Source organism: Methylobacter tundripaludum, from assembly GCF_002934365.1.
In the GTDB taxonomy this organism is placed as follows: Bacteria; Pseudomonadota; Gammaproteobacteria; order Methylococcales; family Methylomonadaceae; genus Methylobacter_A; species Methylobacter_A tundripaludum_A.
Window position 1 is genome coordinate 142,397 of the sequence record NZ_PTIY01000009.1, and the last position, 24,544, is coordinate 166,940.

General features: G+C 50.3%; 18 protein-coding genes. 17 read left to right on the forward strand and 1 reads right to left on the reverse strand.

The features are described 5' to 3' along the window. The first annotated feature begins 84 nt into the window (after nucleotides 1–84). From B0F88_RS12235 to secA, 5 genes are all read left to right on the forward strand, one after another. Nucleotides 85–1,644: a TolC family protein gene (locus B0F88_RS12235; RefSeq protein WP_104424208.1), complete on the forward strand. Its 1,560-nt coding sequence runs from the start codon at nucleotides 85–87 to the stop codon at nucleotides 1,642–1,644. 378 nt (nucleotides 1,645–2,022) lie between these two features. Next, complete coding sequence (locus B0F88_RS12240; RefSeq protein ID WP_104424209.1) at nucleotides 2,023–2,775, forward strand: efflux RND transporter periplasmic adaptor subunit; 753 nt, start codon at nucleotides 2,023–2,025, stop codon at nucleotides 2,773–2,775. Continuing rightward, nucleotides 2,768–4,108, forward strand: coding sequence for an efflux RND transporter periplasmic adaptor subunit (locus B0F88_RS12245; RefSeq protein ID WP_104424210.1), 1,341 nt, complete (start codon nucleotides 2,768–2,770; stop codon nucleotides 4,106–4,108). The genes B0F88_RS12240 and B0F88_RS12245 overlap by 8 nt, the downstream gene beginning before the upstream one ends. Next, complete coding sequence (locus B0F88_RS12250; RefSeq protein ID WP_104424211.1) at nucleotides 4,093–6,207, forward strand: HlyD family efflux transporter periplasmic adaptor subunit; 2,115 nt, start codon at nucleotides 4,093–4,095, stop codon at nucleotides 6,205–6,207. Before B0F88_RS12245 ends, B0F88_RS12250 begins: the two co-directional genes overlap by 16 nt. A gap of 242 nt (nucleotides 6,208–6,449) precedes the next feature. Then, nucleotides 6,450–9,173, forward strand: coding sequence for a preprotein translocase subunit SecA (gene secA, locus B0F88_RS12255; protein ID WP_104424212.1), 2,724 nt, complete (start codon nucleotides 6,450–6,452; stop codon nucleotides 9,171–9,173). Nucleotides 9,174–9,211: 38 nt separating this feature from the next. Here the strand turns inward: secA and B0F88_RS12260 are convergent, their stop codons facing one another. Beyond that, nucleotides 9,212–11,554 (reverse strand): penicillin-binding protein 1A, encoded by a 2,343-nt coding sequence (locus B0F88_RS12260; RefSeq protein ID WP_104424213.1) that lies wholly within the window; start codon nucleotides 11,552–11,554, stop codon nucleotides 9,212–9,214. A 269-nt stretch (nucleotides 11,555–11,823) separates the two neighbouring features. Between B0F88_RS12260 and B0F88_RS12265 the strand changes: the two genes are divergently transcribed. The 12 genes from B0F88_RS12265 to ald all read left to right on the forward strand — a co-directional run bounded on the left by B0F88_RS12265 (nucleotide 11,824) and on the right by ald (nucleotide 24,529). Then, nucleotides 11,824–12,885: a pilus assembly protein PilM gene (locus tag B0F88_RS12265; protein ID WP_104424214.1), complete on the forward strand. Its 1,062-nt coding sequence runs from the start codon at nucleotides 11,824–11,826 to the stop codon at nucleotides 12,883–12,885. Then, the gene (locus tag B0F88_RS12270; RefSeq protein ID WP_104424215.1) at nucleotides 12,885–13,508 is read left to right on the forward strand and encodes a PilN domain-containing protein; all 624 of its coding nucleotides are present in this window, start codon (nucleotides 12,885–12,887) and stop codon (nucleotides 13,506–13,508) included. Before B0F88_RS12265 ends, B0F88_RS12270 begins: the two co-directional genes overlap by 1 nt. Then, the gene (locus B0F88_RS12275; RefSeq protein WP_104424216.1) at nucleotides 13,508–14,131 is read left to right on the forward strand and encodes a type IV pilus inner membrane component PilO; all 624 of its coding nucleotides are present in this window, start codon (nucleotides 13,508–13,510) and stop codon (nucleotides 14,129–14,131) included. Before B0F88_RS12270 ends, B0F88_RS12275 begins: the two co-directional genes overlap by 1 nt. 296 nt (nucleotides 14,132–14,427) lie before the next feature. After that, complete coding sequence (locus B0F88_RS12280) at nucleotides 14,428–14,946, forward strand: pilus assembly protein PilP (protein ID WP_258076655.1); 519 nt, start codon at nucleotides 14,428–14,430, stop codon at nucleotides 14,944–14,946. A gap of 15 nt (nucleotides 14,947–14,961) precedes the next feature. After that, on the forward strand, nucleotides 14,962–17,352 hold the full coding sequence (gene pilQ, locus B0F88_RS12285; RefSeq protein WP_104424217.1) for a type IV pilus secretin family protein: 2,391 nt from the start codon (nucleotides 14,962–14,964) through the stop codon (nucleotides 17,350–17,352). Between the two features lie 72 nt (nucleotides 17,353–17,424). Then, the gene (gene aroK / locus B0F88_RS12290) at nucleotides 17,425–17,949 is read left to right on the forward strand and encodes a shikimate kinase AroK (RefSeq protein WP_104424218.1); all 525 of its coding nucleotides are present in this window, start codon (nucleotides 17,425–17,427) and stop codon (nucleotides 17,947–17,949) included. A 105-nt stretch (nucleotides 17,950–18,054) separates the two neighbouring features. After that, nucleotides 18,055–19,137, forward strand: coding sequence for a 3-dehydroquinate synthase (aroB, locus tag B0F88_RS12295; protein WP_104424219.1), 1,083 nt, complete (start codon nucleotides 18,055–18,057; stop codon nucleotides 19,135–19,137). Nucleotides 19,138–19,213: 76 nt separating this feature from the next. Continuing rightward, nucleotides 19,214–20,809 (forward strand): hypothetical protein, encoded by a 1,596-nt coding sequence (locus tag B0F88_RS12300; RefSeq protein WP_146083349.1) that lies wholly within the window; start codon nucleotides 19,214–19,216, stop codon nucleotides 20,807–20,809. 73 nt (nucleotides 20,810–20,882) lie between these two features. Beyond that, nucleotides 20,883–21,950 carry a uroporphyrinogen decarboxylase gene (hemE, locus tag B0F88_RS12305; protein WP_104424221.1) on the forward strand — a complete coding sequence of 356 codons (1,068 nt, stop codon included), beginning with the start codon at nucleotides 20,883–20,885 and terminating at the stop codon, nucleotides 21,948–21,950. 26 nt (nucleotides 21,951–21,976) lie between these two features. Continuing rightward, complete coding sequence (locus B0F88_RS12310) at nucleotides 21,977–22,435, forward strand: DUF411 domain-containing protein (RefSeq protein ID WP_104424222.1); 459 nt, start codon at nucleotides 21,977–21,979, stop codon at nucleotides 22,433–22,435. After that, nucleotides 22,432–23,418 carry a glucokinase gene (gene glk / locus B0F88_RS12315; RefSeq protein ID WP_104424223.1) on the forward strand — a complete coding sequence of 329 codons (987 nt, stop codon included), beginning with the start codon at nucleotides 22,432–22,434 and terminating at the stop codon, nucleotides 23,416–23,418. The genes B0F88_RS12310 and glk overlap by 4 nt, the downstream gene beginning before the upstream one ends. 4 nt (nucleotides 23,419–23,422) lie before the next feature. After that, nucleotides 23,423–24,529 carry an alanine dehydrogenase gene (gene ald, locus B0F88_RS12320; protein ID WP_104424224.1) on the forward strand — a complete coding sequence of 369 codons (1,107 nt, stop codon included), beginning with the start codon at nucleotides 23,423–23,425 and terminating at the stop codon, nucleotides 24,527–24,529. Nucleotides 24,530–24,544: the final 15 nt, after the last annotated feature.

Genomic DNA, 24,544 nt, shown 5'->3' on the forward strand with positions numbered 1-24,544 from the left:
TTATTTTTAACTTTACAGCTGTAAAATGAGGCGGGATAGCCGCCTGTAATTCTTTCGACTAAATATCAATAATAAAAAACTACCATGAACTATCCAGTCCCCCAGTTGGTTGCCGGTCTTTCCGGTATTGTAATGCTCGCCGGTTGCGCCATCATGCCGGAGCCGATTACGCGGAGTGAGCAACAGACATCGCTTGATGCCGATAAACAGGTTATTTTTGCAAAACAGGAACCTATTTTAGCCCCGATCAGCGTCTATGAAGCGATGGCCAGAGCGCTAAAGTATAACCTTAACCATCGTGTCAAGATGATGGAACATGCGGTGGCCGACGGGCAGTCCGATTTGGCGAAATTCAATTTATTGCCGGATTTGATTGCTACGGCGGGTTATCGGGGTCGTGATAATTACAATGCTTCCAACAGCCGTAACGCTGTCACCGGCGCACAACAATTGCAGTCATCGACTTCCCAGGACCGGTCGCGCAAGGTTTACGACTTCACCTTCAGCTGGAACGTGCTGGACTTCGGCGTCAGCTATTTTCAGGCCAAGCAGGATGCAAACCGGGTTTTGGTTGCAGAAGAAACCCGCCGTAAAACCGCGCAATTGTTGATGCAGGATGTGCGCACCGCATTCTGGCGAATGGCCGGCACCCAGCAACTGGAAGGGGAGATCGATAAAATCCTGACCAGCGCCAAGCAGGCATTGAAGGACGCCCAAGGTATCGAGAGCGAGCGTTTGTCCGCACCGTTGTCGATACTGCAATACGAAAAAGACTTGCTGGAAATCATACGGAAACTGGAAGAGTTATCGGAAACATTGCGTCTTGCCAAAACCGAACTGGCCTCTTTGCTGGGCATCTCACCCAGCCAGAAATTTGAGCTCAAACTACCTGAAAACAACGCGCTGAAGGCGCCGGAACTTTCATTGGCCATTGACAAAATGGAAGAAATGGCTCTGCAACTGCGCCCTGAATTGCGCGAGGAAATTTACAACAACCGGATTACGGCGGAAGAAACGCATAAAGCCATATTGCGCCTGCTTCCCGGTATTGAGTTCAGGGCCGGCTATAACTATGACAACAACAGTTACCTGCTAAATAACAACTGGCTGGAATTGAGCGGCATCATTAGCAATAACCTGATGGAGTTGGTTTCGGCGCCGGCACGCTTTAGTCAGATAGACGCTCAGGAAAAACTGGGGGATACGCGTCGGTTATCGGTTTATATGGCGGTATTGACCCAGGTTCATTTGTCTTATCAGCAGTTTTTGGTCGCAGGACAGCAGTATAAGCGCACCCAGGAACTGGATGAAATCAATCAGAAGATTTCAAAGCACATCACCACAGATGCCGAAAACGATGCAAAAACCGAGTTGGAGCGCATTCGCGCAACGACCAATGCGTTGATGTCGCGCTTACAGCTGCTTGAAGCCTATGCCGGCATTCAAAGTTCGTTGGGCAGAGTTTATGTGTCATTGGGCCTTGATCCTTTACCGGACTGGATTGAAAACCATAATATCAATACGCTGGCGAGCTCCATCGAAGCCGTGGATAAGAACTGGCAGGCCGGACAGTTTCCACCCATAACGAAACCGGCGGCAGACACGTTATCGGCTACCGATTTGAATGCGGTCAAGAAGAATTAGTAATCCTGTATGTCGGAATAAGCCTGTTTGAGCGAAAGCGGAAACTTGCGTTTCCGGCCATCGCTGCATGATAAGGATACGGTCATTAATAACTTCCCAATATGGCTCGGGTAAAATTTTTCCGTTCGCCCTGAGCTTGTCGAAGGGTGGACGGAAAAATTTCGGCCTACCGCGTCAAGCCGATCATGCTTCGACAAGGCCTTTAGTCCTGAGCGAGTCGAAGGGGCAGCACGAACGGCTTGACGATAGAAGACAGTGATTTCGGGAAGTTATTTTTGACCAAATCCTAAGCCGGAAAAGTCCATCAGCGTTACACTTGGTTGGCTTTATACCGGCCTACGCATTTTTAACTCCCAGCAAACAACCCATACTCATTTTATGCGTACTTTTTTACTTTTGCTAACCGGTATCACCGGTTTTAGCGTTTCCAGCACAGTCTATGCGGCTGAGGCGGCGGAAATTCGCGCCCAGCTCAATGCGCAGCATTCCACTATTCTGTCCAGTGAAATGGCGGCAAAAATCATTCAGCTCAATGTCCAAGAAGGCGAACGGTTTAAACAAGGCGATTTACTGGTTGCGTTCAATTGCGCCGAACAACAGGCGCAATTGAAAAAGGCGCAAGCCGTTGTGCAAGCCGCCGAAAAAACCTATGAGGTTAATTCCCGTTTGACCAAACTCAATTCCATGAGTCCGCTGGAGCTTGAAATGGCGGCTGCCGAAGTCGCCAAGGCCAAAGCCGATATTGCGTTGATGGGGGCGGTGCTGCAAAAATGCACGATTGCCGCGCCTTTTTCGGGACGCGTGGCGGAGCGCCTGGTGCAGCGCTATCAATACGTTAAAGCCGGCGACCCGATCCTGGATATTCTGGATGACAGCCAGCTTGAAGTCACGGTGCTGGTTCCCTCCAGTTGGCTGAAATGGTTGAAGCCGGGCTACGAGTTTAAGGTTTTTCTTGAAGAAACGCAGAAGGAATATCCCGCCAAGGTCAAAATACTGGGCGCGCGCATCGATGCGGTCAGTCAGTCCATTAAAATTACCGGAATTATTACCGGCAAGACCGAAGATCTTCTGGCCGGTATGAGCGGCCGCGCCATTTTCCCGTCGGCAACTGCGGCTGCCGCGCATGACTGATGCGATGACCGACTCGCAACGGCAGCTGGCGGCGCTGGCGACCTTGCTGCAACTGGAAAAAACGTTCCGTAACGCCGATACCTCGGAAGCGTTGGCCTATACGCTGGTTAACGACAGCCGCAGCCTGATTGAATACCGCCAAGCTGCGTTGTGGCAAATAAACGGATCGCAAGTGATCGCCGTTTCCGGTTTGGCCGTGATCGACACGAATGCGCCGTATATAAGCTGGTTGAAACAAGTATTCAAACAGTTGTCTGCGGGTGCTTCTGGAGCCATTCGGCGTTTGACCGCAGAAGACCTGGAAGGCGACTGTGCCGATGAGTGGCGTCAATGGTTGCCTGCTCATGCCGTATGGCTGCCGGTGTCGGCTTATGGCGCTACGCCGCAAGCCGGGCTGCTGCTGGCGCGAGAGTCCGACTGGACCGATGGGGAGCTTTATTTACTGGAGCATGTGGCGGACACTTTCGGCCATGCCTGGGCGGCATTGTCGCCCAGACCGTCTTTCTGGAAACAGGACTGGCTGACTAAAAAGCGCCTGATGGTCGGTCTGGCTGTGCTGTTTTGCCTGCTTTGGATTCCGGTGCGGCAAACGGCAATGGCTCCGGCCAGCGTTATTCCCGGACATCCGACTATACTCAGGGCCGCGATTGACGGCGTCGTCGACCGGTTTTATGTTCAGCCCAACGATCAGGTGGCGAAAGATCAGCTGTTGTTAAGCCTCGAAGAAGAAACCATTAAAAACAAGCTGACCGTTACCCGCAAGGCCTTGGAGGTTGCCGAAGCGGAATACCGAAAAACCGCGCAACAGGCGATGTTCGATATGGACAGCAAGGCTCAGGTCAATATTCTTCAAAGCCGGGTTGAGCAACAGCAGGCCGAAGTGCGCAGCATGGAGGATTGGCTGGCGCGTATCGATATTAAAGCGCCTCATGCCGGGATAGCGGTGTTTTCCGATGCCAACGACTGGATAGGAAAACCCGTCACCATCGGAGAGCGTATTTTAATGGTCGCTGACCCCGTCGATGTCGAGCTGGAAGTGCAGTTGCCGATTGCCGATGCGATTAATCTTGAGCCTGGGGCCAAGGTGCAGTTTTTCTTGAATGTCGATCCGGTCACGCCGGTTTCGGCGGAGCTTTATTTTGCCGCCTATCAAGCCGAAGTTACGCCTGACGAGGTCTTGGCCTACCGTTTGAAAGCCAAGTTCAAGCAAGCGGACGTGTTACCCAGGATCGGCCTGAAAGGGACGGCCAAAGTCTTCGGCTCGCGGGTTCCTTTTGTGTACTATGTGTTAAGAAGACCTTTGGCGGCATTGAGACAATGGATGGGGTTGTAATTAACCTGCCGCCGTTGCGTGAAGAACTGGATTTGTTTCCGGGGCCTTGCGCATTTGACGGTTCGCCCACCTGGACAATTTACGATCCGGCCAATCAGCATTTCTATCGCATCGGGCCGCTTGAAAACGAGATTCTCGCGCATTGGGATTTAAGGTCGTCCGAGGCTATCAGCGAACAATTATCGCAGCAAGGCTTGTTCACCGTCAGCGTTGACGATATTCAGCATTTATTGCAGTTCCTTGCCGGCCATAATCTGCTCCAGATCCGGGGAAAAGACGCTGTGCAGCGTCTGGTCGGCCAAAGCAGAGCCGCTCATCATCACTGGTTTGCCTGGCTGATACATCATTACCTGTTTTTTAAAATCCCGCTGCTTCGCCCTGATCGCCTGCTGGCGCGGACTTATCCTGCGCTACGCTGGATTTATCAACCGCTGGTGCTGTACGTGTTGATGGCGTTGGTGCTGGTTAATCTGTATTTGCTGATCGATCGCTGGGAAATATTCAGCCGAACCTTCCTGCATTTTTTCTCGACCGAAGGTTTTATTTATTACGCCGTTGCGTTGACCTTGACCAAAACCCTGCATGAGTTGGGTCATGCTTATACAGCCCATCGTTACGGTTGCCGGGTTTCCTCGATGGGCGTGGCTTTTCTGGTAATGATGCCGGTGTTATTTACCGATGCCAGCGATGCGTGGAAATTGACCTCGCGGCGGCAACGGCTGGCGATTGGTGTTGGCGGCATTGCCGCTGAATTGGGGCTGGCCGTTCTATGTACCACGCTGTGGCATTTTTTACCGGACGGCCCGTTGCGCAGCAGCGTATTTTTGATGGCCACGACCACCTGGATCATGACGCTGTTTATTAATTTAAACCCGTTAATGCGTTTTGACGGTTATTTTTTACTGTCGGATTATTGGGGGATCGAAAACCTGCAAAACAGGGCGTTCGCGTTGGGGCGCTGGCAACTGCGGCGACTATTATTCGGCCTTACCGATGAAGCGCCGGAGCGGTTTCCGCCGCGCACTCAACGGTTACTGCTGATTTATGCTTGGTGCATCTGGGTTTACCGCTTTTTCCTGTTTTTAGGGATTGCGTTGCTGGTGTATCACTTCTTTTTTAAATTGCTCGGCCTGTTTTTAATGATGGTCGAAATAGGCTGGTTTATCATGCTCCCTATCGCCAAAGAAATTAAGTATTGGCTTGAACACCGGCGGCGCATCGAATGGAATCGTAACACCAAGGCGACCTTGGCGGCAGTGCTGATCGTCTCCGGCATTTTGGTTATTCCGTGGAAGAGCCGCATTGAAGCGCCGGGCTTGTTGAAAATAGCCGTCCATACCGAACTTTTTATGCCTCTGCCCGGCAAGCTGGACCGGATTCTGGTCGCCAAAGGTGAAGCCGTTAAGGAAGGGCGGCCCCTGATGCAGTTCAGCTCGTCCGATATCGACTCGCGTCTTGAGCAAAGCAGAATAAAAGTTGAATCGTTGCGTTGGGAGTTGTCCTTTCACGGACAGGAGAAAAACCTGATCAACCGGCGGCTGGTGGCGTTGACCGAACTGGAAAGCGCGGCTAGCGAGTACGACAGTCTTATGGATGAACGTAAACGTTTGACCGTTGTGGCGCCTTTCGACGGTGAAATCATCGAAATAAACGACCAATTGAATGCCGGGGAATGGATCGCCAAAAACGAACCGCTGTTAACTCTGGGGAAGTTTGATGCTTATCAGATAGAGGCTTTTTTGGCTGAAGACCATTTGGGCCAGATTCAGCCCGGTGCGCGAGCCGATTTTTATCCCGAACAGCTGGACTGGCCGAGCATTCCGTGCCGGATTGTGCGCATCGATAATGCTGCGGCCTTGCAGTTGCCGCCGGTTTTTACTTCCCGTTATGCCGGAAGTATCGCCATCCGGGGCAACAATAAGGATGAACTGGTTCCCGAAGCATCGGTTTACCGGGTCTGGCTTCAGCCTCTGGAAAACAGCGGACCGATCAATCGGGCTATCAAGGGCAATGTGCTGATCGATGGAAAAGCCGAAAGCATCGCCTCATCCGTATGGCGACACATTGCAGCCGCATTCGTCAGGGAATCCGGGTTCTAGGCCTTTTGCCCGATTCAGACAACACCTCCACAGTAGTTTCTAACACGATTACACTCTACAAAATTGCGTCTTATCAAACCGATTGCCGCAAAAGGCGGCAGTTGATTCTTAAATGCCTTTTGTGAGTGTTAAGGTCTTTTGCAGAGGGACAACGCATGTTTTTAACTGTAACTAAAACAGCAGACGGTATATAATCCGACGGTTTTATTCAATCATTTACTAAATTCATACCGGAAAAAAACATGCTGGGTAAGTTGGTTAGATTAGTTATAGGAAGCCGTAATGACAGGCTGATAAAGAAGAAAAGGTCGTTGGTCAAAAAGATCAATGCCCTGGCTTCTGAATACGAAAAATTATCTGATGATGCGTTAAAAGCAAAAACGCAGGAGTTTCGTGATCGTCTGACGCAGGGTGAAAAACTGGACAATCTGTTGCCGGAAGCGTTTGCGACAGTCAGGGAAGCGTCTACCCGAGTCTTCGGTATGCGCCATTTCGATGTGCAATTGATCGGCGGCATGATACTTCATGACGGCAAAATCGCCGAAATGAAAACCGGCGAGGGTAAAACCCTGATGGCGACCCTGGCGGCTTATCTGAACGCTTTGCCTGGACGCGGCGTACATGTTGTTACGGTTAACGACTATCTGGCCAAGCGCGATTCCGAGACGATGGGCAGGCTTTACGGTTTTCTGGGATTGACGACCGGTGTGATTATCAGCCAGATGGAAAGTGAAGAACGTCGCAAAGCTTATGCGTCAGACATCACTTACGGCACCAACAACGAATTCGGTTTCGATTATTTGCGCGACAATATGGCTTTTAGCCTGGAGCAGAAAGTCCAGCGCGATTTAAGTTTTGCTGTTGTCGATGAGGTGGATTCTATCCTGATTGATGAGGCGAGAACGCCGCTGATCATTTCCGGGCCTACCGAGGAAAGCACTGAAATATACGTGAAGGTCAATCAGATCGTCCCGTTCCTGACCAAGCAGGAAAAAGAAGGCGAGCCGGGTGACTATTCCGTCGATGAAAAAGTACGCCAGTTGTACCTGACTGAAGAAGGCCACGAACGGGTTGAGCGTTTAATGGTCGAACATGGCTTGATGGCGGAAGGGACCAGTTTGTATGACGCAACCAACATTCGCCTGATGCATTACCTGAACGCTTCGTTGCGCGGGCATGTGTTATTTAAAAAAGACGTGGATTATATCGTCGCCAATAACGAAGTGATTATCGTCGATGAGTTTACCGGGCGCGTGATGCCGGGACGCCGCTGGTCTGAAGGCTTGCATCAGGCGATTGAGGCGAAAGAGCACGTCGCCATTCAAAATGAAAACCAGACGCTGGCCTCGATTACTTTCCAGAACTATTTCCGTTTGTACGAAAAACTGTCCGGTATGACCGGTACAGCGGATACCGAAGCGTTCGAATTAAACAAGATTTACGGCCTCGAAGTTGTGGTTATTCCTACGCACCGCCCGATGATTCGTAAGGATTTCGGTGACGTCGTATTTCTGACTGCCGACGAGAAATATGTCGCCGTTGCCGAAGATATTAAAGAATGTGTTGGACGTGGACAGCCGGTGTTGGTGGGAACCACATCGATTGAAAACTCCGAGCGGCTGTCTGCGCTGTTGAAAAAACAGGGTATTAAACACGAAGTACTTAACGCCAAGCAGCATGAGCGCGAAGCCCATATCATTGAACAGGCCGGTATGCCGGGAGCGGTGACTATCGCGACCAACATGGCCGGACGGGGTACCGATATTGTGCTCGGCGGCAATCTGGACGCGGAACTGGCGGCATTGGGCGAAGATGCCGGCGAGGCCGATAAGGAACGCGTCCGCGGCGCGTGGCTGGACAGACACGAGCAGGTTGTCGCCACCGGCGGCTTGCATGTTATCGGTTCGGAGCGTCATGAATCGCGCCGTATCGACAACCAGTTAAGAGGCCGGTCTGGCCGGCAGGGCGATCCGGGGTCAACCCGTTTCTACTTGTCATTGCAAGATGACCTGATGCGCATCTTCGCATCGGATCGCGTGGCGGGCTTGATGCAGAAATTAGGTATGGGCAATGGCGAAGCTATTGAGCATCCTTGGGTAACCCGTTCTATCGAAAGCGCCCAACGCAAGGTTGAAGGCCGTAACTTCGATGTGCGTAAAGAAATCCTGGCCTATGACGATGTCGCCAACGATCAACGCAAGGTTGTCTACGCGCAGCGTAACGAGCTGATGGCGGCGGAGGAAATTTCCGACATCATCACCGCGATACGCGAAGACGTGGTCAATAATGTGATTACTCAGTACATCCCGGCAAGGACGATGGTGGAGCAGTGGGATACCAAGGGCCTGGAGGATCATTTGCATCAGGAGTTTAATGTTGAAATTCCTGTGCGTAAAATGCTGGAAGAAGACCACTCGTTGCAGGAAGAATCTTTACGCAAGCGAATTATCGAAATTCTGGAACAAAACCATAAAGACAAAGAACAGCAGATGACTCAGCAAGTGCTGCGGCATATTGAGAAATCATTAATGTTGCAAGTGCTGGACAACAGCTGGAAAGAGCATCTGGCGGCGATGGATTATTTGCGTCAAGGCATCCACTTTAGAGGTTATGCGCAAAAAGATCCCAAGCAGGAATACAAGCGCGAAGCGTTTGAAATGTTCACCAACCTGCTAGAGCATATCAAGTACGAGGTAATCACTACGCTGTTCAAAGTTCAGGTTCGGCAGGAAGAGGATGTTCAGGCGCTTGACGAGCAAATGCAGGCGCCCAGGGAAATGCATTTTGAGCACGCGCAGGCGCCGACTTTGGATGCTTACGAGGAGTCGCTGTCGGCACCCGAACAGGAAGAAACTACTGTTGCTGAGCAGCCATTTGTCAGGGACGGCAATAAAGTGGGGCGTAATGATCCTTGTCCTTGCGGTTCGGGCAAAAAGTTTAAACAGTGCCACGGTAAATTAAGCTGATTTGATTGCAGGGCGGGTTAACCCCGCCCTGTGTTGTCTCAAAACAGGTCTTCTGCGGGTTGTTCAGTAGATTGACTGGAATCAGTCGTCGAGTCGCCGGACGTGAAGCTTGTCGGCACGCGGTCAGCTTGAAAGTACTCCCATATCCCGTCTTTATTTGCGGCCTCTGTTAGCAGGCCGGTCTCAGGGTTTATAAACGCTTTTACTATGCCTTCCGGCGCTTCAAGAGGCGTATCGGGGGTATCTTTTAATGCTGTTTGCATAAACTCTATCCACATCGGTAATGCGGCTACACCGCCCGTTTCACGATTCCCCAGCGGGGAAAAATCATCAAATCCGACCCATGCGGTGGCGACATTCGATTGCGTGTAGCCATTGAACCAGGCGTCGCGCTGTTCGTTTGTGGTTCCTGTTTTTCCGGCAAGATCCTGTCTGCCCAATACTTTTGCATCGGTTGCCGTACCATGTTGGACGACATCTCTTAGCAACGAATTCATCAGAAAACAAATTTGCGGCGTAATAATTCGGGGTGCGTAGTTGCGTTTTAATTCCTCGCTGCTGTCGCAGGAAGGGCAGGGGGTTTTAGGTTTGGCCTGATAAATAATCTCGCCTTCGTTGGATTCAATGCGTTCAATAAAATAGGGAGTGATCAGGAAGCCGCCGTTGGCGAATGTGGCGTAAACCCGAGCCATTTGCAGTGGGGATGCATAGCCGCTGCCCAGCGCCAGTGACAGGGTTTTGGGTATTTGCTCTTCAGTAAAGCCGAAGCGCAAAGCCGTTGCAACGGCTTTTTCAACGCCCATTTCCTGTAATAGGCGGATGGAGATAATGTTTCTTGAGTGGGTTATAGCCGCCCTGATACTGGTTGGACCGTAGAATTTCTTGTTGTAATTTTCCGGCCGCCATTCATTTTCCTGGCCTGGAATATCGATGACGATAGGCGCATCGTTAATAAGACTGGCTGCGGTGTAGCCTTGTTCCAGGGCGGTGGTGTAAATGATGGGTTTAAAGCCCGACCCCGGCTGTCTTTTTGATTGGGTCGCGCGATTGTATTTGTTGCGGTAAAAATCGAAACCGCCGGTTAACGCCAAAATGGCGCCGTTGGCGGGATTTAAAGAAACAAATGCGCCTTCTACCTCGGGCACTTGCGTTAAAGTCCAGGTGTTATTTTGTAGCTGACGAACGCGGATAATGTCGCCTGTTTTTAACAGGTTTGCGATAGAGTTGCCGGTCCATTTAATATTTTCCGACGGTATTTCAATGACAGAGCGGTCTTGAAGAGCGGCAGTTGCAATATTATCTTTTACGCGTAGAACGGTGGCGGGCAATGTATCGCCGATGACGGGAAGTTCGCCTACAGGAAGTAGGCGAGGGGCGTGAGCAGGAGCGGAAGCTTCGTTGAAATTGCTGGTCCTGGTGCGTAAGTGGCGATAGCCGTGGCGTTGGTCATAGGCGTGCAAGGTATTGTTAAGCGCCTGATTCGCCGTCGATTGCAGCGTTCCGTTGATTGTTGTATAGACCTTGAAGCCGGAGGTATAGGCTTGCTCGCCATAGAGCTCGAAGATTTTTTGCCGAACCATTTCGGCGAAATAAAGCGCCGAAATTTCAGGAGAGACTGTTTGCAGCTTGGCTGTAGAGGGTTGCCCGGATGCGTCCTCGTATTCCTGTTGGCTGATATGGTTAAGCTCAAGCATACGGTGCAAGACATAATTGCGCCGTTCAATGGCTCGCGCTTCATTTGTAATGGGGTTGTATGTCGATGGCGCTTTGGGTAGCCCGGCAATCATCGCGTATTCGGCCAAGTTAAGTTCCGACAGGGATTTTCCGTAATAAACCTGGGCGGCAGCGGCAACGCCGTAGGCTCTGTGGCCCATGAAAATCTGGTTTAAGTAAAGTTCCAGGATTTTGTTTTTCGGGTACTCGCGTTCTATTTTCAACGCCAGCATGATTTCCTTTAACTTACGGGTGTAAGTTTTCTCGCTGCTCAACAGGAAGTTACGGGTAACCTGCATGGTGATGGTGCTGCCGCCCTGTTTTTTCTTGCCGGTTAAGGCAAGGTGTAGACCGGCCCGAAGCAGGCCTTTGAAATCGACGCCGGGGTGCTGGTAAAAACTGTCGTCCTCAGCGGCAATGAAAGCATTAATCAGTTGCGGCGGGACTTCCTCTATATTGACCGGTGCGCGTTTTTTTTCGCCAAATTGAGCAATCAGCAAATTATCCGCACTATAAACGCTTAAAGGCGTCTGGTACTGAACATTATGCAGGGTCTTAACATCAGGCAGGTCGGCGGCAAGCTTGTTGTATAAAAAATAGCCGGAAATAGCTAAGCCCAATGTAATGGTGATAAAAAAAACAGCGAACCATTTTAAAAGTTTAGCCACAAGAAATCCCGGGAAACGGTACGGTAGAGGTAAGAGCGCAAGCTTTATGAATAAAAAGATACATTTTTAGTAAATGCCGGCAGAAATGATTTTCACTGGAGATAAAAAGCAACGGATCGAGCAAATAAATTGAACATTTTAAGCATCAAAATAAAAAAGGCTACTATACTTTCGCCAGTAAATAAGTTTTGTCATTGTTGATTGTAGCTGAAAACCCGGCATTGCAGCTGATCGGTCACGATGTCGTCAAGTTTTTCAAGGGATAGTTCATGAGTTGGTTTGGGCAGAAACAGAGCGCCGTTCTAGGTATTGATATCAGTACCGCAGCTATAAAATTGCTCGAATTGAGCAAGGTCGGCGCCCGTTACCGGGTTGAAAGTTATGCGGTAGCGCCTTTGCCGCAAGATGCTGTTGTTGATAAAAATATAGCAAACATTGAAGTGATCGCTGAAGCGATAAAAATCGCTTTAAAGCAATCCGGCTCAAAGTTAAAGCAAGCGTCTGTCGCTGTTGCCGGCTCTTCAGTGATGACCAAGGTGATACCGATGCCCGCTTCATTAACCGATGATGAAATGGAAGATCAAATCATGGTTGAAGCGGACCAGTATGTGCCTTACTCGCTTGACGAGGTTAATTTCGATTTTGAAGTACAGGGGCAAAATGAAAATAACCCTGAAATGGTCAATGTGCTGCTCGCGGCGTCGAGAAAGGAGATTATCGCGGATCGCGTCGAAGTGTTGGTCAAGGCCGGTTTGAAAGCCAAAATTGTCGATGTTGAAGCCTTTGCGATGGAAAACGCCTTTACCTTGCTGATTGATCAATTGCCGGATGCCGTTGAAGGCCAGACGGTTGCTATTGTGGATATCGGGGCAACCATGACGGCGTTAAATGTTCTACATAATTGCCGTACCGTGTACACAAGAGAGCAAGGCTTTGGCGGCAGGCAGTTGACTGAAGAGATTCAGCGCCGCTACGGTTTAACTTATGAAGAGGCCGGCTTGGCAAAAAAGCTGGGCGGACTGCCGGATAACTATGCAGTCGACGTACTTGAGCCGTTTAAACGGGCAATGGTTCAGCAAATTCAGCGGTCGATACAGTTTTTTATTTCATCAAGCGCGAATAGACGTATCGACAATCTTGTTCTGGCGGGCGGTTGCGCCTCAATACCCGGCATCGACAAACTGGTTCAACAGACCCTAGGAATACCTACCTTTATAGCCAATCCTTTCATCAATATGGCGCTATCCAATAAGGTAAAACCTCAGTCATTGAGTAACGATGCATCGGCAATGATGATTGCGTGCGGGTTGGCATTGAGGAGTTTTGATTAATGGCAAAAATCAATTTGCTCCCGTGGCGTGAAGAGCTGCGCGCGCAGAAAAAACAGGATTTTATCAATGCCATCGGCGTGGCGGTTTTATTCACGGCGCTTATTTTTGCCGGGCTTCACATGTATATCGAGGGATTAAAGGCTTATCAGGAACAAAGAAACAAGCTAATACAGGACGAAATAGCATTATTGGATATAAAAATCGCCAAAATCAAAACAATTGAGGAACAAAAAAGCAAGTTGCTGACCAAAATAGAATTAATTCAGAAATTACAGGAAAGCCGTCCTGAGATTGTGCATTTATTCGATGAGCTTCCGAGAGTTACACCGGACGGGGTTTTTCTGACGAAGTTCACCCAGAAAGGGGATGAGCTGAATTTTGAAGGCAAGTCGCAAACCAATGCCCGCGTTTCCGCTTTTATGCGGGCTATTGAGGCTTCGGCCTGGCTTAAAGTTCCTACGCTTGATGTGATTCATACTGGAAGTAAGGTTAATTCCGAACAGTTAAGCGATTTCATTCTGCATGCAAAGCAAGGCGGTCAAGATGCGCAAGCCGCGACTGCCACGGGTGGCGGAAGTCCCGCAAGCGGTAAGGAAGCGATCCGTCCGGCCGGGGGGAACTAATGAATTTGTCGGAAATTAACTGGGATCTTAATGAGGCGGGGTCTTGGCCATTGCCCATTAAAGCGGCGGCGATTGCCGTCATATGCGTTCTGGTTTTTAGTGCGGGTGTTTACTATGACACGCTTGATCAATTGGCGGCGCTTGATGTCTCCGAGAAAAAAGAGCGGGAGTTAAAGCAGGCGTTTGAGACGAAGCAAAAGAAATCAATCAATCTTCAGGATTATCAGGATCAATTGACGCAAATTGAAACGGAACTGGAGGATATGATCCGCCAAATGCCGACAAAAGAAGAGCTTGCCAGCCTGTTGATTGATATTTCCCAGACAGGATTGGCCAGCGGTCTGGAATTCCGGTTATTTAAACCGGGTGCGGCGATTCGAAAAGACTTCTATTCAGAGTTGCCGATCGAGATAGAGGTTATTGGAAAATATGAGGAGCTGGGGTTGTTTGTGAGTGGTTTGGCCTCGTTGCCGCGGATTGTTACCGTACACGACGTAAATATTATTCCCGAAAGCAAGGACGGAAAGACCGGGGAAATGAAGATGAATGCAACGGTAAAGACCTATAACGAAAGCGTTGATGAAGCCGCTGAGACGGCCAAAAAGAAAAGGGCGAGAAAGTAATGGAATATAACAAATTGCCTTTGTCCAGTGGAGCCGCACAAGCAGGTTTGCAACGCCGCACCGATTCCCTCGGCAACAGCTCCCTGCGTTGCTCTACCTCCTGCATCCATGCAGTCGTACCGGTCGCGACACTTCCGTCACCCTTGGCGGTCGGTCGCACGAGTTCCCTACCCGTTGCGACACTCCCGCCATCCTTGGCGGTCGGTTGCACGGGTTCCCTACCCGTTGCGACACTCCCGCCATCCTTGGCGGTCGGTTGCACGGGTTCCCTACCCGTTGCGACACTTCCACCATCCTTGGCGGTCGTAACTTGTGTGGTTTTTATAGCTTTGTTGACCGGATGCGGCAACGATGACTTTGCGGACTTAAACCGCTATATAGCGGAAGTTAAGGCCAGGCCTAAAGAGGCCATTAAGCCCTTGCCTGAAATCAAAGTTATTGAGCCTTTTATTTTTAAACCGGAAGGCTTGCGCGATCCGTTTAAGCCGTTGGAGCAGCCCGAACAGGCCGACAGCGTAGATGTTTCAAAGGCTAGTGGCATAAAACCGGATACGGCGCGGCGTAAAGAAGAGCTGGAGATGTTCCCTTTGGATGTCCTGAAAATGGTGGGTACTGTCGATATGAAGTCGAGTTTGTGGGGATTGGTAAAAGCCAGCGACGGCACTATCTATCGCGTCAAAGTTGGGAACTATATGGGTAAAAATTATGGGAAAATCATACGGATAGTTAGCGATAAAATCGAATTGATCGAAATAGTGCCCGATAAGCCGGGAACGTGGCGCGAACAACCGGCTTCAATAGCGTTGACAGAGTGATTTTGAGGACAATAAATGAATAATAAACAAGGCTGCGTTATGGCGAATACCCACAGGGGAGCCATACCGTTCAGGGGGCAGGGTAAGACGTGGCGATCATCATGTATGCCTATTGGCTTAGGTTTGCTCCTATTCGTATTTCAGCTCGCATCTGCTCAGGCAGGTGAACTGTTGTTATCAAAGATAGATTTTGCGACGCCGTCAGCTGATAAGTTGCAGATTGAAATGGAAATGACGGGGCCCGCGGCTACGCCTAAAGTATTTAAAACCGATAATCCTGCGCGTATCGCCCTGGATTTTCCGGGTGTAAAAAGCGGACTGGCAAAAAAAATGTACCCGATCAATCAGGGGGCGGCGAACAGCGTTTATGTCGTGGAAGCGGGCGACAGGGTTCGTGTTGTTGTTAACCTGCTTGAGACAATACCGTTTGATACCAAGGTGGTCGGCAATAAAGTGGTACTGACCCTAACGCGGGCAAAGGCTGTAATGCCTGCCGAGTTAAAACCGCCGGCTCTTCCACCGGCTGTTGCAACGCCGCCAAAGCCGACAGCGCCTGTCCTAACAAAGACGACTAATGCAGTAGTGGCAGCCTTAATCCCCGCACAAGATATTAGCGGGTTTGACTTTAAGCGCGGCGACAAAGGCGAGGGACGCATACTGGTTTCGCTGGCTAATCCCAACACTATCGTTAACTCTAAGGAACAAGGTGGGAAAGTCGTCATCAGTTTTTTAAACACCCGCTTACCTCAAAGTTTGGCTAAAAGGCTCGATGTCTCCGAGTTTGCAACGCCGGTCAAGTTTATTGATACCGTGTCGGCCGACCAGCAAACCACGATTACCGTGACGCTGCAAAATGCGCTTTACGATTATTCGGTGTTTCAAGCGGACGGGTTGTTGACCGTTGAGTTTCGCCCCTTAAGCAATGAAGAGAAAGATGCGCTGGAAAGGTCGCGCACCAAATATACCGGCGACAGGTTATCTTTAAATTTCCAGGAAATCGAAATCCGCAGTGTGATTGCCATTCTGGCCGAATTTACCGGGCAGAATGTGGTTGCCGGCGATGATGTAACGGGTACGATTACCTTAAAGCTGGACGATGTGCCTTGGGATGAAGCGCTCGACTTTATCATGATGACCAAGGAGTTGGGCAAGTACGAGTCCGGTAATGTCACGCTGATTTCAACGCTGGACAAGATCAAGGACTACAAGCAGAAACAGCAGGAAACCGATAAAGTTGTTGAACAGCTGGATCCGCTGGTGACAGAGTACATTAAAATCAATTACGCCAAGGCAGAGAACTTTAGAAATCTGTTGAATGGCCGCGATACCGGTGCTTTTGGCAGTTGCGGGGTGACCGGCGCAACTGGAACTGCTTCATCAACAACGGCCTCTTCCGCTTCCGCCGGCGGCGCCACGGGCGGGGGGCAAGCCGGTCAAGGCCAGACCGGCGGGGCTGGTAGCGCCAGTGGTTCGGAAGGCGGTAATGACAAGTTTGGCTTGCTTTCTGCCCGCGGATCGGCCGTTGTCGATGCCAGAACCAATACCTTGATTGTTCGCGAGACGGCGAAGCGCCTGGATGAGGTCAAGAAACTGATACGCAAGCTTGATGTTCCTGTGCGTCAGGTGATGATTGAGGCGCGGGTTGTGATTGCCGATGATAGTTTTACTGAAAATTTAGGCGTCAAGTTTGGTGTAGCAAAAGAAGCGACTATAGGTTCCAGTAAAACGTTCGCTGTGGGGGGAACTGAGGTGGCTTCAAGTGGGGGGGATCCTACTATAAACACAAGAAAACCAACCGATTTGCTGGTCGATTTGGGCGTCGAAGCCCTAACGGCGACTCCGCCGGGGGCGTTGGGAATGACCCTCGCCAGAGGCGCCGATTATGTGTTGAATCTTGAGCTACAGGCATTACAAATTGAAGGCAGGGGGGAAATAGTGTCCAACCCGAGGGTAATGACGATGGACCGATGCACGGCGGTTATGACGCAAGGTGTTCAGATTCCGGTGACAACGCCTGGGACGGCCAATACACCGCCGACAACGACTTATATCGATGCCGTCCTTGAGTTAAACGCAACGCCGCAGATTACCCCCAATGGCTCGGTTATCATGAATTTGCTGGTTAAGAAGGATAATGAGAATACAACAAGCAATCCTGTTTCGGGCAACCCCGGGATTGACAAAAGACAGATCAAAACCTCGGTTCTCGTTGAGGATGGAGAGACGGTTGTTTTAGGAGGCGTTTATGAAGGGTCTGAATCAATAGGCAAGAATAAAATCCCATTTTTCGCCGACCTGCCGGGTATTGGGTTTTTATTTACCAATTCAACAGAGGAGAAGACTAAGAAAGAATTACTGATTTTTGTCACGCCGAAAATCATGCAGGATAATCTGGTCAGCGATTGATTGCTTCTACTTGGATCAAAAAGGGGGCATAATGCCCCCTTTTTTAATGGTTTAGCCGCAGGAAGGCAGGTTATGACGCGATCAGAGAATATATATTTAGTAGGCCTGATGGGTGCAGGGAAAACCACGATAGGGCGGCAATTAGCCAGAGCGTTGTCAGTACCTTTTTATGACAGCGACAAGGCGATTGAGGAAAGAACCGGTGTGGATATTCCGACTATATTCGAGTTCGAGGGAGAAGAGGGATTCAGGGATCGGGAACAGAAGATGATTCAGCAATTGACGCAAATGAAGGGTATTGTGCTGGCTACCGGCGGCGGTGCTGTTTTGCGTGAAGAAAATCGCAGGTTGTTGAAGGAAAATGGTTTTATCGTTTATCTGCAATGCTCGGTAGAAAGGATTCTGGAGAGGACGCGCAGGGACACGCAGCGTCCACTGCTGAAAACGGATAATCCCAGAGAACGTATAGAGACCTTATTCACGCAGCGTGAACCCCTGTATTTGTCTTGCGCCGATTTTAAAGTTGATACCGGCGTTATGCAAAGCAAAGAAGTTGTCAGCCGTATTTTAGAAGAATATAAGTCAGTTAACCGTTAGCAAACAAAATCTACAAAGAACGGGTTGGCGTAGCGTAACCCGGCACATCGAAGCGGCAAATACCGGATTGCGCTACGCCAATCCAATCTATAAGCGTTGATAAATATGAAAAAATTACAGGTTGAATTAGGTGACCGTAGTTACCCGATTTATATAGGCTCCGGTTTATTGGGCCAGTCCGAATTATTCACAAAGCATATAAAGTCCAAGCAGGTTGTCGTGGTTACCAATGAAACCATTGCCCCGTTGTACCTGGACACAGTTTTAAAAAACTTACAGGGCTATATTGTTGAAACAGTGATACTGCCCGATGGCGAACAATTCAAGACTTTGGATGTTGTCGCGCAAATTTTCGATAAGCTGCTGGCGTGCAGATTTAGCCGTAACGCCAGCCTGATCGCGTTAGGCGGCGGCGTTATCGGCGACATGGGCGGCTTTGGGGCGGCCTGCTATCAGCGAGGGATTCCTTTTCTGCAAATACCGACAACATTGTTGGCTCAGGTCGATTCCTCGGTAGGCGGAAAAACCGGCGTTAATCATCCGCTGGGTAAAAACATGATCGGCGCTTTTTACCAGCCGCAATGCGTTATCGCCGACGCCGACGTTTTGGATACGCTGGATGACCGCCAATTAGCGGCGGGGCTGGCCGAAGTGATTAAATACGGCTTGATCAGGGATGCTGAGTTCTTTGAATGGCTGGAGCACAATATCGATGCGTTATTGACTAGAGACAAGCAGGCATTGGCTTATGCGATTGAGCGGTCGTGCATTAACAAGGCCGAAATTGTCGCCGAGGATGAAACCGAAACCGGCGTCAGGGCGACGTTAAATTTAGGCCATACTTTCGGCCATGCGATAGAAACCGGCGCCGGTTACGGCGCATACCTTCATGGCGAGGCGGTCGCCATCGGCACCTGCCAGGCCGCCGATCTTTCCAGACGAAAAGGCTGGCTGAACGATGAAGATGTCGAAAGAATTATTGCGCTGTTTAAAAAAGCCGGATTGCCCGTACATCCGCCGGAGCAAATTGCTTCGGACCGGTTTTTGGAATTAATGGCGGTAGACAAAAAAAATGTAGACGGTCAAATCAGACTGATCCTGTTGCAAAAAATCGGCATGGCAACTCTGCCTGTTGACGTAGATCGAGAATTATTGGAGATGACGCTTAAAACTTATGGTAGAAGATGATGATGTCCTCTGGATAAAACAGCCGCGCCGGGACCCGGCAAATGAGGCTGTTCATTCCTTGATAACAAAGGAGCGGATGCAGAAGCTTGATTTATTAATCCATCTGCTTTCAAACCTGACGCAAGCCCTTGTCGTCTGCGGGCCGAAAGGCATCGGTAAAACGACGCTGCTTAACGTTTTGCAGGAGCGCAAGACTGAATCACGGCGGTATTGCCTGATGCAAGGCAATGCCGACTTAAGCTTTGAGGCGATTTACGAGCAGTTAGCCAGGGTCCGGTCGCCGGGGCAATATAAACAAATCGTATTGATTGTCGATAATGCCGGCGAATTAGTACCGGGCCTGATCACGGCCGTCATTCAATATGCCGCGGCAAATCCTGTTTTAAGGGTCATCTTCGCCTTAACGCATGACGAATTGCAGATGAAACGGGGATCGGATCGTGCGGTTGATGATTGTCATATTGTTGAAATCCCGCCTTTATCGGAGAGGCAGTGCGGCGATTTTTTACAGCATCTGTCCACAAAACCTTCTTTAAACTTGCCGTTTGATGCAATCGGCGAAAACATGATAGAGCACATCTATCGGGAAACGCATGGTGTTCCGGGGCGTATTATCGCTGAAGTGTCCGGCTTGCCCGTCGCCAAGCCGGGCGGAAAATTGAAATGGATGTTTGTCATTACCGTTGCAGCAGCCATTGCGATAGTGTTCGGTATTCAATTGCTGACAACATCAAAAAAGGATGACAAAACCGTTGCGCCCGCGCCCGTTCAACAAAAAACAGATATTATCGACATCCCGCCTCCGCCACGAACAGAGACCCCGATAATGCTGGATCTGTCGACTGCAGGGAGCGACGGTAACGCAGCAAGCGGCACGACTGCACCGGTGCAAGAAGTCGGGCAACGCCCGAATGAATTACCGAAAGAACCGGTATTGCCGGCTGCCCAGCCGGTAATACCGCAGCCGGTGCAAGCCGCGCCGGCAAATGCCATAGAGCCAGCGGCTGGCGTAAATACAGGTGTAGGGGCTGGGCAAGCTGCGGTTCCCGCAGCACAGCCTGAAACGCCGATTAAGCCGCCTGAACAACCGTCCGCTGAAAAAGCCCCTGATGCCCGGCAACAGCAGGTCATCGAGCCTCCCGTTCCCGTAAAGCCGGAAGTTAAAGCCCCGTCCGAGCCGGTGCCTGCGGTTGATCAACCGCTTAAAAATAAACAAGCGGCTGCGCAGCGTGCGGTTGAGCAAGAAAAAACCAGACAAGCGCAGTTGAAGAAGCTGGCGGACAGTTTTAAGCCGTTTACACCCAATGGTCTGGAAACCATTCAGATACCTGAAAAGCCCGTAGAAATTGCGCCGCTTCCCGGAGGGGCGGTTGTAGAAACGTTGGTGCCCCGGCAAGTGGAGACTAACGAATCATTGGCGCAGTCGGCAAATAATTTCACCCTGCAACTTATGGTATTATCCAAACAATCGTCGGTTGACGGCCTGCTCAGGAAATATCCGGAGATGAGTTCGGGGTTTAGAACCATTAACACGATAGCGAACGGTCAACAGAAGTTCATTTTAGTTTACGGTTCATATTCTGATATGGCATCGGCAAATAAAGCCAGACAATCCTTGCCGTTCGAATTCCGAAAGGCGCTGGTAAGAAAAATGAGCGCGATAAAACAATAACTAAGTTGTGTAGGATGGGTTTCGCTACCGTTCTACCCATCCTACAAAATTTTAAACCTGAATAATTAAATCCATGACAGTATTAAAAAACGACACCTTTATTAGAGCGCTGTTAAAACAACCTGTTGAGTACACACCGATTTGGATGATGCGCCAGGCGGGTCGTTATTTACCTGAATACAGAAAGGTCAGGGAGCAGGCCGGCAGTTTTTTAGATCTGTGCACCAATCCTGAGCTGGCTTGCGAAGTCACCTTGCAGCCGTTACGGCGTTTTGACTTCGATGCGGCGATTCTGTTTTCGGATATATTGACCATTCCCGACGCAATGGGTTTGGGACTTTATTTTACCGAAGGCGAAGGGCCTAAATTTACTCATCCGGTCAGAACCGCAGCCGATGTCGCTAAATTACCGGTTCCTGATCCTGAAACCGATTTGCGTTACGTGGTCGATGCGGTTCGGCTGATACGGAAAAACCTGCAAGGCAGCGTTCCGTTGATCGGCTTTTCCGGCAGCCCCTGGACGCTGGCAACCTATATGGTCGAGGGCGGCAGCAGCAAGAGCTTTCAAAAAGTTAAAGGCATGATGTACGAACAGCCCAAGTTGATGCACGTTATGTTGGACAAGTTGGCGCAATCGGTTGCGGCCTATTTGAATGCGCAGATCGAGGCGGGCGCTCAGGCGGTCATGCTGTTCGATACCTGGGGCGGCATGTTGTCGACCGAAGATTATGCCGAATTTTCCTTATACTACGCCAAGCAAGTCAGGGCGCAGCTTAAAACCCATGTAGACGGGCAACAGGTTCCGACCATCCTGTTCACTAAAGGCGGCGGGCTTTGGCTGGAAGCCATGGCCGATTCAGGCTATGATGCATTGGGCCTCGATTGGCAGACCGATATGCAACAGGCTCGCGCCAGAGTAGGCCATCGTGTCGCCTTGCAGGGCAATATGGACCCGGTTGCGCTTTATGCAAACCCGGACGTCATTACTGGAAAAGTAAAAACCATTTTGCATAAATACGGTTCGGGTTCCGGCCATGTGTTCAACTTGGGGCACGGCATCTTGCCCGATATGAACCCTGATCATGTTAAAGCGATGGTCGATGCCGTGCATGAGCATAGCCGGGCTTATCATCAGGACTAAGCATCAAAATATTAGGAGTTTCGAGCATGAAAATATTGAAAAACTTGTTGATAATCGGCTTGCTCGCTGCCAATACGGCGGGCGTTAGGGCTGAGGACAAGCCTATCGACATCGTGGTTCATAGAAGCCCAAGCTGCACTTGTTGCGGCAAGTGGTTGGAGCATCTGAAAGATAATAATTTCAATGTAAAAGATGTCGTCACCAATGACGTGCAGGCGGTAAAGGATAAATACGGCGTTAGCCGGGAAATAGCATCCTGCCACACGGCCATCGTCGACGGCTATATTGTCGAAGGCCATGTGCCTGCAAACGACATTAAGACGCTGTTGACAACCAAATCTAAAGTTGCCGGAATAGCCGTTCCCGGCATGGTTGACGGCAGTCCCGGCATGGAGATGGGCGATAGCAAGGACGCTTATAAAGTGCTGAGTTTCGACCGCGAAAACCACACCAAGGTATTCAACAGCTACGAAGGTACACAATGATTTTAGCCGGCGACGTAGGCGGTACAAAAACCATCCTGGCGCTGTTTAAGACGGAAGGCGATGAGGTTAAATGCCTTAAAAAAGAGCAATTTCCCAGCGCGAACTATCAGACGTTTACCGCATTATTGTCGGAATTTTTGACCGATGCCGCTTGCCCGCAGGTAGCGGCCGTTTGCATCGGAGTCGCCGGCGTTGTTGACAACGGCCGTTGCGAAACAACCAATTTGCCGTGGGTGCTCAGCAGTAAAGAGATCGGCGAGCGCGTAAACAGCCAAAATGTCTGGTTGTTGAATGACCTGGAAGCCGCCGCATGGGGTTTGCTGGATTTGCCGGAGCGTAATTTCGTTGAATTGAATCCCGATGCGCAAAGTCAGCAAGGCCATACTGCCGTAGTTGCCGCCGGAACAGGCTTGGGCGAGGCAATCATCGCATGGGATGGCGCCGCGCATCAGGTTATCGCCAGCGAAGGCGGGCATACCGATTTTTCGCCGACTAATGAGCAGGAAATAGCCTTGCTCAGGCACTTGATGGAAAAGTACCCGGAGCATGTCAGCTGGGAGCGATTGCTGTCAGGTGAAGGCCTGATCAACATTTATCAATTTCTCAAACACATTAACTACGCACAAACCAATTCGGAAACCGAACAGCAGATGACCGAGCGGGATCCTGCCGCAGTCATAGGCGAAGCGGGCGTTTCCGGCAGCGATGCGTTGTGCGTTGAGGCGTTAAAACTGTTTTGCCGGCTCTATGGTTCGGAATCGGGAAATCTGGCGCTTAAATGCCTGCCGTATGGCGGCGTTTACCTGGCCGGAGGCATAGGCGCAAAAATTCTGCCCGTGCTGCAACAAGGTGAATTTATGCGCGGTTTTTTGGCAAAAGGACGCTGCCGGGCCGTGTTGCAGAAACTATCGGTTAAAGTCTGCACCAACCCCGAGGTCGCCTTGTTGGGCGCGCTCAGTTACGCAAAAAAGAGGCTAGGATAAAGCAATGAAAATTGGCGTCCCCAAAGAAATAAAAGATCAGGAAGGCCGGGTTGCAATCACACCCGACGGCGTGCGGCATTTAATTCAAAAAGGACATCAGGTCCTTATTGAGATCGATGCCGGATTAGGCTCGGGATTTAGCAACGAGCAATATCAGCAGGCTGGCGCACAGTTGGTTTCAGCCTCCGCTGCCTGGGCGGTCGATCTGGTGGTCAAAGTCAAAGAGCCCTTGGAATCCGAATACTCTTATTTGGACCGGCAGATGATTTTTACCTATTTTCATCTGGCGGGTGTGACGCCGAGCTTGACCCAGGAGCTGTTAAAAAAAGGCACAGCGGCGATTGCCTACGAAACCCTGGAAGATGAACAGGGACGCTTGCCACTGCTTGCGCCGATGAGCGCCGTTGCCGGAAACATGGCCGCGCTGATGGGCGGTTATTATCTTGCCGAATTCAATCAGGGCAGGGGAGTCCAGTTAGGCAAAGTGCTGGGCAAACGGCATGGCAAGGTCGTGATCATCGGTGATGGCGTGGTCGGCCAACATGCCGCCCAGGTAGCCGGCGGAATGGGGGCCGATGTGTTTGTTGCAGGTATTGATCAGGCACACATGCAGCAAATAAAAACCGCATCATTGCCGGATGTAGAGTTTTTCTTGTCGACTCCTGAAAATATCGGCGAGCATGTAAAAGACGCCGATTTGGTTGTCGGAGCCGTGCTGGTTCATGGCGCCAAAGCACCCAAAATAATCACTGAAGACATGATCAAGTCGATGGCTAAGGGAACGGTTGTTGTCGATGTCAGCATCGATCAGGGCGGCTGCATAGCAACATCAAAGCCAACCTCGCATACCAACCCGGTATTTATCAAACACGATGTCATCCATTATTGCGTGACCAACATGCCGGGCGCGTATCCCAGAACATCAACCATCGCTTTGTCCGATGCGACATTACCCTATGTCCTGAAAATAGCCGATGCAGGGAAAGGGGCTTTAATGACCGATAAGACACTGGCAAAAGCGATTAATACCTGTGACGGCAAGATCACCTGTAAAGCTGTAGCCGAAAGTCTGGATATGCTGGATAACTACCAGTCGATTGATAAGTTTTAAATGGTTTTACGGTAA